This window comes from Rhodopirellula sp. P2 (assembly GCF_028768465.1).
Taxonomy (GTDB): Bacteria; Planctomycetota; Planctomycetia; order Pirellulales; family Pirellulaceae; genus Rhodopirellula.
The window spans coordinates 4,278,904-4,293,610 of the sequence record NZ_CP118225.1; the positions used below are offsets into that span (position 1 = coordinate 4,278,904).

8 protein-coding genes are annotated in these 14,707 nt (G+C 57.6%); 4 read left to right on the forward strand and 4 right to left on the reverse strand.

Annotation, left to right across the window (positions count from 1 at the left end; genetic code table 11):
* Positions 1–141 precede the first annotated feature (141 nt).
* From PSR62_RS15055 to PSR62_RS15070, 4 genes are all read left to right on the forward strand, one after another.
* On the forward strand, positions 142–1,908 hold the full coding sequence (locus tag PSR62_RS15055) for a ShlB/FhaC/HecB family hemolysin secretion/activation protein (protein WP_274403820.1): 1,767 nt from the start codon (positions 142–144) through the stop codon (positions 1,906–1,908).
* 335 nt (positions 1,909–2,243) lie between these two features.
* Positions 2,244–3,416: an efflux RND transporter periplasmic adaptor subunit gene (locus PSR62_RS15060; protein WP_274403822.1), complete on the forward strand. Its 1,173-nt coding sequence runs from the start codon at positions 2,244–2,246 to the stop codon at positions 3,414–3,416.
* A gap of 88 nt (positions 3,417–3,504) precedes the next feature.
* Entirely contained in the window at positions 3,505–6,780 is a 3,276-nt protein-coding gene (locus PSR62_RS15065; protein WP_274403823.1) for an efflux RND transporter permease subunit, read from the forward strand.
* 341 nt (positions 6,781–7,121) lie between these two features.
* Entirely contained in the window at positions 7,122–9,164 is a 2,043-nt protein-coding gene (locus tag PSR62_RS15070; RefSeq protein ID WP_274403824.1) for an alpha/beta hydrolase, read from the forward strand.
* 974 nt (positions 9,165–10,138) lie between these two features.
* On the opposite strand, the gene PSR62_RS15075 is transcribed toward PSR62_RS15070, so the two are convergent.
* The 4 genes from PSR62_RS15075 to PSR62_RS15090 all read right to left on the reverse strand — a co-directional run bounded on the left by PSR62_RS15075 (position 10,139) and on the right by PSR62_RS15090 (position 14,284).
* The gene (locus PSR62_RS15075) at positions 10,139–12,196 is read right to left on the reverse strand and encodes an alpha/beta hydrolase domain-containing protein (RefSeq protein ID WP_274403825.1); all 2,058 of its coding nucleotides are present in this window, start codon (positions 12,194–12,196) and stop codon (positions 10,139–10,141) included.
* 268 nt (positions 12,197–12,464) lie between these two features.
* Positions 12,465–12,878 (reverse strand): thioredoxin TrxC, encoded by a 414-nt coding sequence (trxC, locus tag PSR62_RS15080; protein WP_338020081.1) that lies wholly within the window; start codon positions 12,876–12,878, stop codon positions 12,465–12,467.
* Positions 12,879–13,422: 544 nt separating this feature from the next.
* Complete coding sequence (locus tag PSR62_RS15085; RefSeq protein WP_274403827.1) at positions 13,423–13,842, reverse strand: hypothetical protein; 420 nt, start codon at positions 13,840–13,842, stop codon at positions 13,423–13,425.
* Between the two features lie 22 nt (positions 13,843–13,864).
* Positions 13,865–14,284 carry a hypothetical protein gene (locus PSR62_RS15090; RefSeq protein WP_274403827.1) on the reverse strand — a complete coding sequence of 140 codons (420 nt, stop codon included), beginning with the start codon at positions 14,282–14,284 and terminating at the stop codon, positions 13,865–13,867.
* Between the last annotated feature and the right edge of the window lie 423 nt (positions 14,285–14,707).

A 14,707-nucleotide genomic window follows, 5' to 3' on the forward strand; every position in this document is an offset into this window, starting at 1 on the left:
CAAAAGCGTTTGTGAAGTCTTCGTTGCGAAGCTTTGCCAACACTAAAAGCTTATCTGTGGTGAGGTATTTCCTGTCGGTTTGGTGCCAACAGGAGTTCTCCCGCAGCAGCTTGGGCACGGATGAACTTGGGGCAAGTCGGGATGACGTTACGACGTTTGGAGGTATTGGCTGGCTGGATTTGTGCCGCGAGCCTGTTGTTTAGCAGTTCTGCGTTTGGGCAGAACTTTGAACGCTATCGACCGAAGGTGTTCCAGCCTTGGGAAGTCGGCAAGTTCGATCTCGACCTGCAAACCGAGAAGGATGCGGAGACACCCAGCAGCGATGTGGTGTTGGTCGACGCATTGGAAGCTGTCATCCTGCTGCCCAGTCGTGACGAGGTCGATCCGCATGAGGCGTATGCGGAGTTCGATGGCGTGCATTCACGCATCCATCACTCCGGCTCGCTGGCCAATTCAGCTCGCGTTCAATCGATCGTGGAGGCACACCTCGGACACCCGATCACGCTTCGCAATCTGAACAAGATGACGCGTCAGATCATTGAGGTCTACGAACAAGGTGGGCAACCGATCGTGGACGTGCAAATTCCCGAGCAAAAGATCACCGGCGGAACAATCCAAATCGTGATCGTTGAATCGCGGATTGGGGCAATCCAGGTGAAAGGTGGATGCTGGGTCGATCCCTGCCTCCTTCGCCAAGGAATCACGCGTTCGCGAGTCGGGGGTCGGATCCACGAATCTTGCGTTTCCGAAGACCTCTACTGGCTCAACCGCAGCCCGTTCCGATCGGTCGGATTGGACGTGAAGCCAGGTTCTTTCGATGGAACTTCGGACCTCACCTTTGAAGTCGAGGATGTGTTTCCAATGCGAGCTTACATGGGATACGAGGACACGGGCGTGGAAGCGTTGCGACTCGAACGGTTGTACACCGGCCTGCTGATCGGAAACGTCTTCGGCTTCGACGGTCTGCTCGGTTACCAATACACGGCCGATTCAGAGTTTTCTCGCCTGCATGCCCATGCCGTCAGCTACACCGTCGACCCCAGTCGCGAACGCGGCTATCAAGTCTTTGGCAGTTGGGCATCCGCCGCACCCGCCCTGCCTGCTCCCATGACCCAGGATGGCGAAGCCTGGCAGGTCGGTACCCGTGCGTTTCACTACACCACACGCACCTCCCGTCTTGAGCGTGCTTGGTTCATTGGCACGGACTTCAAATCGTCCAACACGTCGGTTGAATTCGGTGCCCTGAACACCTCGGCGACGGCCGCCGATTTGCTGCAGCTCAGCGTCGGGTACAACGCCTTGGTGCGAGAAAACAATGGGGACTACGCTCGTTTGAACACCATTGTCAACTACGGGCCGGACGGTGGATTCACGTCCCAGAACAACGCCGCCGCGTTCAATAGTCTTCGGCAAAACACGGCTCCAGGCTATGTCTACTGGAGAACCTCCATGGACATGCGTCGTCAAGTTGGGTGTGACTACGAGTGGACCTTTCGAGGTGCCGGTCAGGTTTCGAGCGAAAGACTGCTGTTCAGCGAAACACTTGGTTTTGGTGGTTACGATTCCATCCGTGGTTACGACCAACGCGTGGCCAGTGGCGACAATGGTTGGCTGACCAGTTTTGAGTTTGGACCCAATGCTTGGACCTTCGGCAGTGGTGATTGCGAGCGGAACGTCAAGGCGTACACGTTCGCCGATCTCGGACAGGCGTTCATCCTGGATAGCGTTGCTGGGGAAGCGGACGACCAGTTTCTGTCGAGCGTCGGGGTTGGCTGCCGGATCGCAGTTGGGCAGAAAGGATCACTCCGCTTTGACTATGGGCACGGCTTCAACGACGTCCTCGGTGCCGATGCCGGCGACCGGGTTCACGTGGGCTTCGTTTCGTTCTTTGGCCCCACGCCAAACTGACGAATAAGATTCTCCTTCCGGCTTCTGTCTTTCTTTATCCCGGTAGGCATTTTGGTTGGTAGCCGGGGGGGCTGCGTAGCAGCGCACCCTCGGAAACCGAGCCCCAATGAACTCGGCATCCGCGCCGTGGCCATCGGCCACGGCGAGATGCCGAAAGACTTCTGCCGACCTGCTTCACAACCAGGAAGCAATTTTTCGAGCCATCACCGCCCGCTCGGCATTCAAGCGATCATTTCGACCCACTCGAATCTTCTGCGGTCACCCGCTAGATTTTGGGGCAGTGCCCCCCCAAATCTATCTGCCCCGCTGCTGGGGCGACAAAGACCGAGTGAACAATGAAATCCAAATTCTTGCCAGCTTCTCTGTTGTGCATTGGTCTGTCGTTGGTTTTCGCAAGTGGTTGTTCCAAAGCGAAACCGTCGGAGGACGCGTCCTCCCGCCCCACTCAGAAGGTGTCCGTTGCTGCCGCCGTGCAGAACGATGTCACCGACTACGTCGAGTTGGTGGGACGTCTTGCAGCGGATGAGAAGGTGGTGATCCAGTCACGTGTTTCTGGATTCCTTTTGAAGACACATTTCACCGACGGACAAAGAGTCGAAGCTGGTGATCTGCTGTTCACGATCGAGCCCGACGAGTACCAAGCGATCTACGAACAAGCCCAGGCACAGATTTCGGTGGCCGAAACACAATTGGAGTTGGCTCGGAAAAAGTTTGCTCGATCCCAGAAGTTGCTGGCCAACGATGCGATTTCACGGGAGGAATTTGACGAGGACCAAGCCGCGGTGGCGGAAGCGGCGGCCAGCGTGATCGCCAAGCAGGCGGATTCGGCACGCGTCAAACTGGATGTGGACTACACCAAAATTGTCTCGCCCATTTCGGGACGGGTTGACCGAGCGTTGCTGGACGATGGCAACTTTGTCACCGGTGGATTGGTTGGGGGCACGGTTTTGACAACCGTGTTGAAGGACCGACCGATCAAAGCGATTGCGAACATCAACGAGGGGGTGCGACTGACGTTCATGCGTCGGCGACGCGAGCTTGGGGGAGAAAACTTCAAAGAAGCCGACAAGCTTCAGGAACTGAACATCCCCTGTTTTGTGCAGCTCCAAGATGAAACGGACTTCCCACATGAAGGCAAGTTGGAATACGCGGAAAGCCAAGTGAATGAGCAAACCGGCACCTCGCAGATTCGTGCGGTGTTCGAAAATGCCAGTGGTTTGCTGACCACAGGGATGTTCGTTCGTATGAAGCTGCCTGTTTCCGATGCCCATCCTGCTGTCCTGGTTCCTGATACGGCGATCGGCACCGACCAAGCAACCAAATTCGTTTACGTCGTCGATGACCAGAACCAAGTGCAGCATCGCACGGTGGAAGTCGGTGACCGAAAGGGCAAGCTGCGAGTGATTCTGTCCGGTGTCAAACCCAATGAATCGGTCGTTGTCGCGGGCATCCAGTTGATTCAGCCGGGCATGAAAGTGGATCCGGTCTCGGAAACGGAAACTCCTTGACGGCGATCCTGCCGGTCTCTTTGTGTCGCCCCCCCGTGTCGCCTTGAATCGCATTTCTTCTTAGTGGGCTACGGCCTGTCGAACGACCATGTCTCAATTCTTTATCAAACGACCGATCTTCGCCTGTGTGATTTCAGTGCTGATCGTCTTGGCGGGCGGCATTTTCGTCTGGACGCTGCCAATCGCTCAGTACCCTGAGATCGCACCACCCTCGGTGTTGGTCACCGCCAAGTACCCGGGTGCCAGTAGCGAGGTGGTTGCCGAGACCGTTGCCGCGCCGATCGAGCAGCAAGTCACTGGCGTCGAGAACATGTTGTACATGTCCAGCCAGTCGACCAACGACGGTGGGTACTCTCTGACGGTGACCTTCGCCGTCGGAACCGACTTGGACATGGCCCAGGTTCTGGTGCAAAACCGAGTCAACCTGGCCACGCCTGTGTTGCCAGCGGAAGTCAAGAGCACCGGCGTCTCGGTGGTCAAGGCATCCGCCAGTTCACTGCTGGCGGTGAACTTCTTTTCGCCGGACCAATCTCGCGACCAGTTGTACTTGAGCAACTACGCGACGATTCGAGTGAAAGATGAATTGGCTCGGATCGATGGCGTGGGCGACATCACGATCATTGGCGAACGGGATTACAGCATGCGGGTTTGGCTGGACCCCAATCGGATGGCGACGCTCCAGCTCACAGCCACGGACGTGATTGGGGCATTGCAAGAACAGAACATCCAAGTCGCGGCTGGTGCACTTGGTCGACCGCCAGTGCCAAGTGGTCAGGACTTTCAGTACACGCTGAAGACGCTGGGACGTTTGTCCACGGTCGAAGAGTTTGCTGAGATTGTGGTCAAGACCGGCAGCGATGGACAAATTGTGAAGCTGTCCGATGTCGTGACCGAACGGCGGACGGATGAGAGCGGTGCCTCATTTGGCGGAATTGAGTTTGGTGCCAGTTTTTCGGACACCAAGTGCAAACTCGACGGTGTTGCGGCGTCGGGATTGATGATCTTCCAGTTGCCAGGATCCAACGCGCTGGACACGGCGAATCGAGTTCGCGAAAAGATGCAGGAACTCAGTCAGAAGTTCCCGCAGGGAGTGGAGTACTCAGTCAGTTACGACACGACACCGTTCATCAGTGAATCCATCGGTGAGGTGTTCAAGTCGTTGCGTGACGCGATCATCTTGGTCGCGATTGTTGTGTTGGTGTTCTTGCAATCCTGGCGTGCGGCAATCATCCCGTTGATCGCGGTTCCGGTTGCCATCATCGGTACCTTCGCGGTGATGGCCGGGATCGGATTCAGTCTCAACAACCTGTCGCTGTTTGGTTTGGTGCTTGCGATCGGGATTGTGGTCGACGACGCAATTGTGGTGGTCGAGGCCATCGAGCACAAACTGGAAAGTGGCATGTCGCCGGTGGAGGCATCGGAGAAAGCGATGCAAGAGGTCACCACCCCGATCATCGCCATTTCGTTGGTGCTGATGTGCGTTTTCATTCCCTGCTTGTTCATCTCGGGGCTGACCGGGCAATTCTTCAAGCAGTTCGCCGCAACGATCGCTGTCTCGACGTTTTTCAGTGCGTTGAATTCACTCACGCTCAGCCCCGCACTGAGTGCCTTGTTGTTGCGTCCAAAGTCCGAACAACACGATTGGTTTTCGCGGATTTTGAATTTCTTGTTCGGTTGGTTCTTCAACCTCTTCAATCGATTCTTCGGTGCCGTCTCGGGAATCTACGCCCGCATCGCTGGTTGGTTGATTCGATTCGCCCTGATCGTCTTGCTGGTCTATTGCGGGTTGCTGTGGGGAACCTACGAAGCGATGACGACCGTGCCGACTGGTTTTGTGCCGGCGCAGGACAAGGGGTATCTGCTGGTCGACATTCAGTTGCCCGACTCGGCGTCGTTGGAACGATCCGAAAAGGTCGTTGCAAAACTCAGTCAAGCGTTGCTGGGCAAACGCAGCGGCGACAGCAGCTACTTGGCAAAAACGGTGGAGGAGGAACGCTCGTCAGACCCTGATTCGCAACAGCATGCCGAACATGAACCGGACAACGGCTTGAAGGGCGTCGATCACACTCTGGAAATCGTCGGTCAGTCGTTCATTCAGAACGCGGTTGGCTCGAACTTCGCATCGGTGTTTGTGATTTTGGAACCATTCCATGATCGCGAAGAAGCGGACCTGTATTCCGAGCGAATTGCGACCAAGGTTCGGCAGGCGGCTGGGAGAGATATTCTGGACGCCAAAGTGGCGGTGTTTGGTCCTCCGCCAGTGGATGGTTTGGGCAGTGGCGGCGGTTTCAAAATCATCGTTCGCGATATCGGTCAAATTGGGCTGGCGGAACTGGAGAAGGCAACCGGTCAGCTCAGCAAGGCGGGCACGGCCAAGCCCGAGATCATGGGCATGCAAAGCGGTTTTCGAGCCAACACGCCGCAGTTGTTTGTCGATGTGGATCGTGAGAAGTGCAAGACGATGAACGTTTCGCTGAATGAAGTCTTCACGACCCTGCAAACGTTTTTGGGGGGGTACTACGTCAACGACTTCAACGCCTTTGGGCGAACCTGGCAAGTCAACCTGCAAGCGGACCCGATGTTTCGCCTGTCGCCTGATCAGGTCACTCAGTTGTATGTCCGTAGCAACACGAACGAGATGATTCCGCTGGGAAGTGTGGCGGTCGTTCGAGACACGACCGGTCCTGCTGCGGTGCAGCGATACAACGGGTTCACGGCCGCGTCAATCAACGGTTTGGCGATGCCAGGTGTCAGCTCCGGGGAAACGATTCGAGCGGTGGAGGACGCGGTGTCCGAGACATTGCCCTTTGGTTTTGACACGCAATGGACGGAGCTGACCTACTTGCAGATCGCAGCGGGAAACACCGCTCTGATTGTCTTTGGTTTGGCCGTGGTGTTGGTCTTCTTGGTGCTTGCGGCGCAGTACGAGAGTTTGAAGCTGCCACTCGCGGTGGTTTTGGTGGTTCCGATGTGTTTGTTGTGCTCCGTCATCGGTGTCGCGCTCGCTGGGATGGACATCAACATCTTCGTGCAGATTGGATTTGTCGTGTTGGTTGGATTGGCCAGTAAAAATGCGATCCTGATTGTTGAATTCGCCAAGGAACAACAGGAACAAGGCCTCAGCAAGTTCGACGCCACCATTCAGGCATGTCGTCTTCGATTGCGTCCGATCATCATGACGTCTCTGGCATTCATTCTCGGAGTGCTCCCCTTGATGTTGGGGACGGGTGCCGGGGCCGAAATGCGATCGACGCTCGGGGTCGCTGTGTTCTCGGGCATGTTGGGCGTGACGTTCTTCGGTATCTTCTTGACGCCAGTCTTTTACTATGTTCTCGCCAATCGGACTCGGTCGTCTGAAGAATGACGCGTCGGAAGCTGCCTGTGTCTGTCGGTTGCACTGAGCAGATCGGCAGGAGGTTTTCGGCATCTCGATTGTTTGGGGGTAGCATTGTTGTTCCCGCGTACAACCGGGGCGAACGACCAAACGGCTCACATCGTTGTCCCCGATCATTCCTGCTGATCTGCTTGACACTTTCCTTCGGCTGCTTGCTGACGTCGCTACAAGGATGAAGACTTGCGTCAACACAGAGCGTCAGAGGTTGCGATTGAGAACCGTGGGCTATCGCCCATCGGCTGATTGCTCTGTTTTCGAAATGGATGCAACCAACAGCACGATCGAAAGTTCGTATTCCTTGGAGCCCTCGAGTGATCAATCGCGTTGCCATCAAAGTCCGGTCGTTGTCGCGTTCGTACTTGGACTCGTTCTCGTTCACCGGTTTGGTGTTCGCAACGCTGTTCTTCTGCGGATCGATCACTCCATCCCTGTTGCCACGACCCTACGTGGTCCAAGGAATCCTGTCTGGGTTTTCGCTCGCGATCGGATACGTGGTTGGTGTGCTTGCGACGTGGGGTTGGGCGTTTCTGGAATTGCCTCAACCCGGACGGAATCTGGCGCGTCGTTCGCAACAGATCTGCGTGACCCTGGTGGCGATCATCTTTGCGCTTTCGATTTGGTATGCGACCGAATGGCAGAACTCGATTCGGATGTTGATGGAGATGCCGCCGCTTGAGTCAACGGCCCCGATCCACTTCTTCGTGATCGCCCTTGTGGTCGCGTTCATTCTGGTCTCGATTGCTCGTTGGATGATTCGCTTCGGTGCCTACCTGTCGAAGCTGCTGCAACGCTATTTGCCGCGTCGCATCGCCGTTTCAATCAGTACCTTGTGCGTGTTGGTGCTGGGGTTGATGGTTGGCAATGGGGTGATCGCACGAGGGTTGCTGAACGCTGCGGATCGTTTCTTTTTGCAAGCTGATTTGTTGATTGATGACGGCATCGAACAACCGACACTGGACCTGGCCTGCGGGAGCGAACAGTCGCTGGTCGATTGGGAAGCCATTGGCCGTCAGGGCAAGGACTTCATCGGTGGCGGGCCGAATTCAGAAGAGATTGAAAGGCTGACCGGAAAACCGTCCAAGCGGCCGATCCGCGTTTACGTCGGAATGCGGACGGACGGGGATGATCAAGCCAGAGCCGCGCTTGCCTTGGAAGAACTGAAACGCGAGGGCGCCTTCGACCGCAAAATTTTGGTCGTGGCCACTCCCACTGGCACCGGCTGGCTCGATGAGGGCGCGGTGGACACGGTCGAGTATTTGCATCATGGTGACACGGCCATTGTCAGCATGCAATACTCGTATTTGCCCAGTTGGATCACCATTTTGGTGGATCCGTCTCGATCCAAACGATCGGCCTCTGCATTGTTCGATCAAGTGTATTCGTACTGGACGACCTTGCCCAAGGAAGAGCGTCCTCGGTTGTATCTTTTTGGCCTGAGTCTGGGGGCATATGGCTGCGAGGATGCAGCGGACCTGATGGAGACGTTTCAAGATCCGATCCAAGGAGCGGTTTGGAGCGGGCCTCCGTTTCCCAGTCGGCAATGGGCGTCCATCGTCAGCTCTCGCAACACAGGCACGCCCATTTGGATGCCCACTTTTCGCGACGAATCGATGGTCCGGTTCACATCGCAACAGAACACCTTGGGAACGGGAGAACCTTGGGGGCCGATTCGAAATGTGTACATTCAGCACGCTAGCGATCCGATGGTTTGGTTTTCACCGTCATTGGCGTGGCATCAACCACAATGGCTCGCCGAGCCACGCGGTCCGGACGTGTCGCCTGGACTGCGTTGGTATCCCATCGTGACGTTTCTGCAAATCGCCTTTGATTTGCCGATGGCGACCAGCGTTCCGCTCGGATACGGGCACAACTATTCACCATCGAGCTACATCGACGCTTGGGTAGCCGTGACCGAGCCAGAAGGCTGGTCGCAGACTGATTTGGACAGGCTCCGCGATCACTTCGCCACACCCACTGAAACACCACTGGCCAGCTCACCCATCCCAGATTTCGACCCGAGTTTGATCCCCTCGGAGTTTGATTTGGTGCCCACCGAACCGATGGTTCAACTTCGCATCAATGCCTCTGGGGAACTCTCCCGCAACGGCGAACTGATCTCACGGACGGCGGTGGTCGATGATCTGCTTGCTTTCCCAGACGTATCCAAAGTTCACGTGGTCGTCGATGGAGATCCGGCCGTCACTGTTTCGACGGTTGTTGGGCTGCAGAAGGACTTGGGCAAGGAAATCCCAAACCACGGTCCCTTCACGTACTCCGTTCCGCGTGAATCAGACGAACTGTCGTCTGGAAGCGATGCCTCGATCATTCGGTCGGAATCAAATCGAAAGGAATGATCGGGCGCAACCCTGCGAGCCGTTTTGGGGGTGGCGCTGGTTGTGTGCAGTAACCGTGGCGAACGCCATGCGGCTCACACGTGCTGAATGCGTGTCGGGAAAACGGACGCGGCCGACGGGAAAATGCTGGAGGTATCGCCCCGGATGGGGCCGACGTCCTTAGCTCGGGGCGGAAGCCCCGAGATTGATTGCGAGAAACGGCAGGTCGCCCCGGATGGGGCCGGCGAGGGGATCGGGTGTGGTGCCTTACTGACGCGTCGGGTTTCCTGTTTCGGCGCTGGTTGTGTGCGGGAACCGTGGCGAACGCCATGCGGCTCACATGGGGTGGTTGCGTGTGGGGAAAACGGGCGCAGACGTTGGGAAGATGCTTGAGGTATCGCCCCGGATGGGGCCGACTTTCTTAGCTCGGGGCGGAAGCCCCGAGATTGATTGCGAGAAACGGCAGGTCGCCCCGGATGGGGCCGGCGAGGGGATCGGGTGTGGTGCCTTACTGACGCGTCGGGTTTCCTGTTTCGGCGCTGGTTGTGTGCGGGAACCGTGGCGAACGCCATGCGGCTCACATGTGGTGGTTGCGTGTGGGAAAAACGGGCGAAGACGTTGGGAAGATGCTTGAGGTATCGCCCCGGACGGGGCCGACGTCCTTAGCTCGGGGCGGAAGCCCCGAGATTGATTGCGAGAAACGGCAGGTCGCCCCGGATGGGGCCGGCGTGGGGACGGGATGTGGTTTCCTGCCTCTGTGTCAGCTTCCTACAAACGGTTGAGAACGCGATGGAATCTTGCTGTTCACTTCGCATTCTGCAACGTCGCCGTTCCCGGATGGTTTGTTGTCGACTCTCGGTGCCGACCATTCACGAAAGTAGCGATCTGGGAAACCGGACAGGGCGAGTGCCGTTGGTCGGTCGAGGATGTGGTTCAGCCTCGTGTTGTTCGGCTTGGGCCGCTGAGCTTCATGTGGCCGCTTTGGCGGCTGAGCTTCAGCGGGCCGTTGCTTCTGATGCTGGTTCCCCGCTCAGGTCTCGCGTGCCAGCTTCGTTCAGCAGGGAAATGGCATCCTCGGCGAGCAGAAACCGTTCTCTCCAGAGCTTGATGGTGGCGGCCGAGTGGTTGGCAAGGTACTCCGCACGAGTGCGGTAACGTTCGTCGAGAGGCTGGCGTGAATCGTCGTTCTGTCGGGATGCTGGCAGCGGGAGGTAGCCACCATGCAGGGCGGCCAACGAGTCTTTCGCGCCGGAGGCTTCGTTCCGCAAGTTCCATCCCATGTAAGTCGCGGTTGGAACGGCGACATCGGGCAAGCGAATTCCCGCCAATTCGTTGCCATCCACGTCGACGGCCGGAACCAGCGTTCGATAGGGCTTGCCAATCAACGGCGGAACGTTGTCGGCGATTCCGTCGGTTGCCCACCTCGCCCCGGGGTTCAGACGCAAGGGTTGGTAGCAACTCATTGGCAATTCGACGCCCGCAATTTGGGGGAACTGCTTTCGGAATGCTTCGACACTGACCAACGTGCCGTCGCTGATCCTCGGGTACTCGCTGGCAGGCGGTTCGGTGTCGTTCGTCACCCATTCATCCATTGCAGTCAGCAGTGCTCGCAGCACCGGTCCACGATGTTTCAGCGGGTTCCGCATGTACCGGCAGATTCCTGGATCGGTTGACGTGGCTCCCAAATGCTGCGCCCCTGAGATCAAGTAGATGCGAGTGTTTTCATCCAAGTCGATGTCGCGTGTGCCATCGACATCGGTGTGCAACAAGGATGCGGCGCGTGACCAATACTCGGTGGACGATTGCACGAAGAAGAGTTTGGGCAGCCCTTCCGTGTTCCGGAGTCGAGCCAAGGAATCACCCTGCCCGCCGGTGACGGGATCGTTCTGTTGTGTCGTCGTGAACGGGAAGAAGTCTGAGGGCGAAAGGTTCTGCTGGAGCTGCGTTCCGTAGACCGTTGCCATGCCGAATCGGTGGTTGAACATTCCCTTCCCAGCACCGGCAACATGAATCAAGGCTCCGTCAAAAACGGTGCGGCCATTGAGGTCGACGTTCATGCCTTCGTACATGAAGTGATGAGCCAGCCGTCCCGATTGCGAGATGCCAAAGATGATCGCTCGGTCACAGTCCGCAGACAGGGACTGGCCTGAGGAGTCTTTGGCGTTGTCGTCGTAACGCAGGAAAGACACGGCGTCGCGAATTCCTGCCATGCCCAGCCCGGAGACGCGCGGATCACGTGCTGTGTAAACCAGTTCGTAGATCCAGCCGGGCTGGAATCCGGCTTGGACGTGCAGGCTGGTTGGGTTCGGAGTCACTTTGCCGTCCTCGAAATCGGCAAATGCCCATTCGTCACGCGGCACGACGATCGGCTGAGACGACCGACTCTCGCGGCGCGTCAGCTTCGCGGCGGGATCGTTCAAGTCGATCGTTGGATAGGCTGCCGACGTTCCCCAGGGACTGAAATAGAATGGCTGGCTGAATTTGGGTTCGTCGACCAGTATTTCCACATGATTCTTTCCGGTGATGGGCGATCCATCTGGGTTGGTTGCGACGGGCAGTCCCGCCAACAAACGCCCGGTGCCGTCCGCCATCACGTCACCGTTCCATCCGGTCCATAGAACGGAATAGCCCTGACGCATCAGAAATCCATTTCCAGCGTGCGCCATCGTGGACGGTGAACCCGACATCTCTGCGTCGTTGAAGGTCCACAAAGCCAACTTGCTGCCGCGGTTGTGGACGTCGTAGAGCAAGCAACCGTTGCCTTTGTTGGGATCAGCCGGACGAAGCAAAAAGAAGTCCTCCCAAAACTCAACGCGTCCGTTTGCGTTCCGAGGCGCGAGCTTCAAGTCGCAGACGCGCGAGTTGGCCTGGGCATTGGGATCGACCTCGAAATGCATTCGACCGGAAATGGTTTCGTAGGCTCCCGTTGGGCCAAACAGAAAGCTATCCGCAAACGGCTGTCGCTGAGTGATCTCGACCCGAGTGACGTCGGCCATGACGACCGAGCTCAGGCACAAGCAGAAGAACACGATGACGAGGTGAAAGCATTTCATAAATCAAGCAACCAAGCAGTTGAATTCAGAACCAATCGCAGAGTCGCGCATGACGCGTCTGAGACGCTGTTATGGCGACCCGGCATCATAGTCGATTCCGATGCAGGTCACTTCGCAACTTCAGTGCACGAGCCAAGTAGGCCGGATCAAGGAACGTAAGTGACGCCGCTCCGGCAGTTCATCGAGCAATCTGCCGGAACAGCGCTCCGCTCGGTCCGGCCTACGATTTCTCACGCGCACCAGACCTGACAGACGCAACCCGAACACGTTACGAAGCGAACTGGATGATTTGCTGCACATCGAGCGCTCCCGACTGTCTCCCCACTTCGGTTCCACGTTTAAAAAGGATCAATGTGGGGATGCCCGAAATAGCAAACTTGGATGCGGTTTGCGGGGCCTCTTCGGTGTTGAGCTTCGCCAGAATGACTTGCGGGGAGAGCGCCGACGCCGCCTCGGCGAAGGCAGGGGCCATCATGCGACAAGGGCCACACCACGACGCCCAGAAATCGACGAGGATTGGCACTTCGGTTCGGCCAACGAACTTGGCGAACGTCGCTTCGGAAAGCTCGACGGGGCGATTGGGCAGCAGCGGGGTTTTGCACTTCCCGCACACGGGTTTGTCATGCCGTTTGGCTTCCGGCACTCGATTCAATGCCGCACACTTGGAGCAGACTACATTCAATGGAGGGGACCTTGTTCGGAAAGGGATGCGGATTTGGCAATCATGTTGGCAGGAGCCATCCGACAAAGCAACTTGAGTGCCGATTCGCAATCCGCCCCATGTCATCGCTCGACACCTGTCACCGCTCCGCGGTTGTTCGATCCGCCAACATCCACCACCAGTCGCGGAGCGACGACAGTTGTTTGCCCGCCCCATCGCCAACGGATTCCCCGATTCGGGGTCCCCGTACGATGGACTTCCGAGTCCGTCGAAATGGAAACCCGAAGCGTCACGGCCTGTTGATTGAATCCTAACCCGAAACGTTAGCGAGGGATCGCGTGCCATTGCAACGAGCCTGTGGGTCCCTCGCTCACGCGTCGGGTTGTGAACTCGAACAATCAACAAGCCGGTCAGCGAGGCCCATGTGGCATGCCCGACGCGGGCCCCATCCGCGGCGAGGATCGCTTCCGAACGCTCCGTCAGTTCGTGCCCGGTCATCGCCTCCACCGCGCTGACTTTGCACTTTTCAATTTCCAATTTCACTTTTTCAATCCATCCCGCCATCTCATCGCTCGACACCTGTCACCGCTCCGCGGTTGTTCGATCCGCCAACATCCACCACCAGTCGCGGAGCGACGCAGTTGTTTGCCCGCACCATCGCCAACGGATTCCCCGATTCGGGGTCCCCGTACGATGGACTTCCGAGTCCGTCGAAATGGAAACCCGAAGCGTCACGGCCTGTTGATTGAATCCTAACCCGAAACGTTAGCGAGGGATCGCGTGCCATTGCAACGAGCCTGTGGGTCCCTCGCTCACGCGTCGGGTTGTGAACTCGAACAATCAACAAGCCGGTCAGCGAGGCCCATGTGGCATGCCCGACGCGGGCCCCATCCGCGGCGAGGATCGCTTCCGAACGCTCCGTCAGTTCGTGCCCGGTCATCGCCTCCACCGCGCTGACTTTGCACTTTTCAATTTCCAATTTCACTTTTTCAATCCATCCCGCCATCTCATCGCTCGACACCTGTCACCGCTCCGCGGTTGTTCGATCCGCCAACATCCACCACCAGTCGCGGAGCGACGCAGTTGTTTGCCCGCACCATCGCCAACGGATTCCCCGATTCGGGGTCCCCGTACGATGGACTTCCGAGTCCGTCGAAATGGAAACCCGAAGCGTCACGGCCTGTTGATTGAATCCTAACCCGAAACGTTAGCGAGGGATCGCGTGCCATTGCAACGAGCCTGTGGGTCCCTCGCTCACGCGTCGGGTTGTGAACTCGAACAATCAACAAGCCGGTCAGCGAGGCCCATGTGGCATGCCCAACGCGGGCCCCATCCGCGGCGAGGATCGCTTCCGAACGCTCCGTCAGTTCGTGCCCGGTCATCGCCTCCACCGCGCTGACTTTGCACTTTTCAATTTCCAATTTCACTTTTTCAATCCATCCCCCCATGTCATCGCTCGACACCTGTCGCCGCTCCGCGGTTGTTCGATCCGCCAACATCCACCACCAGTCGCGGAGCGACGCAGTAGTTTGCCCGCCCCATCGCCAGCGGATTCCCCGATTCGGGGCCCCGTACGATGGACTTCCGAGTCCGTCGAAATGAGACGCCGAACTTCGAAGCTCCGCGTCTCACCTGGTGAACACGACGGTACTCTCCATGGGTTCGATCGAAGAACCAACTCAAAAGTCATCCACACCGTCTTCATTGTTCGACCGGCCAGGATTGGTCCGTCGTCTCGTTCCGGGTGTGCCAATACGGATCGTGGGTGCAGAATCGCACGCCCACGTGCCCGTCGGCGACCAACGTCCCAGCCGGTTCGCCGAGCAAACGTGATGTTGGAAGGACTCGAA

Excerpts from the sequence above, each read along its gene's own strand:
- PSR62_RS15060 (WP_274403822.1), top strand. The coding sequence starts at position 2,244 with ATGAAATCCAAATTCTTGCCAGCTTCTCTGTTGTGCATTGGTCTGTCG.
- PSR62_RS15055 (WP_274403820.1), top strand. The coding sequence starts at position 142 with ATGACGTTACGACGTTTGGAGGTATTGGCTGGCTGGATTTGTGCCGCG.
- PSR62_RS15075 (WP_274403825.1), bottom strand. The coding sequence starts at position 12,196 with ATGAAATGCTTTCACCTCGTCATCGTGTTCTTCTGCTTGTGCCTGAGC.
- PSR62_RS15065 (WP_274403823.1), top strand. The coding sequence starts at position 3,505 with ATGTCTCAATTCTTTATCAAACGACCGATCTTCGCCTGTGTGATTTCA.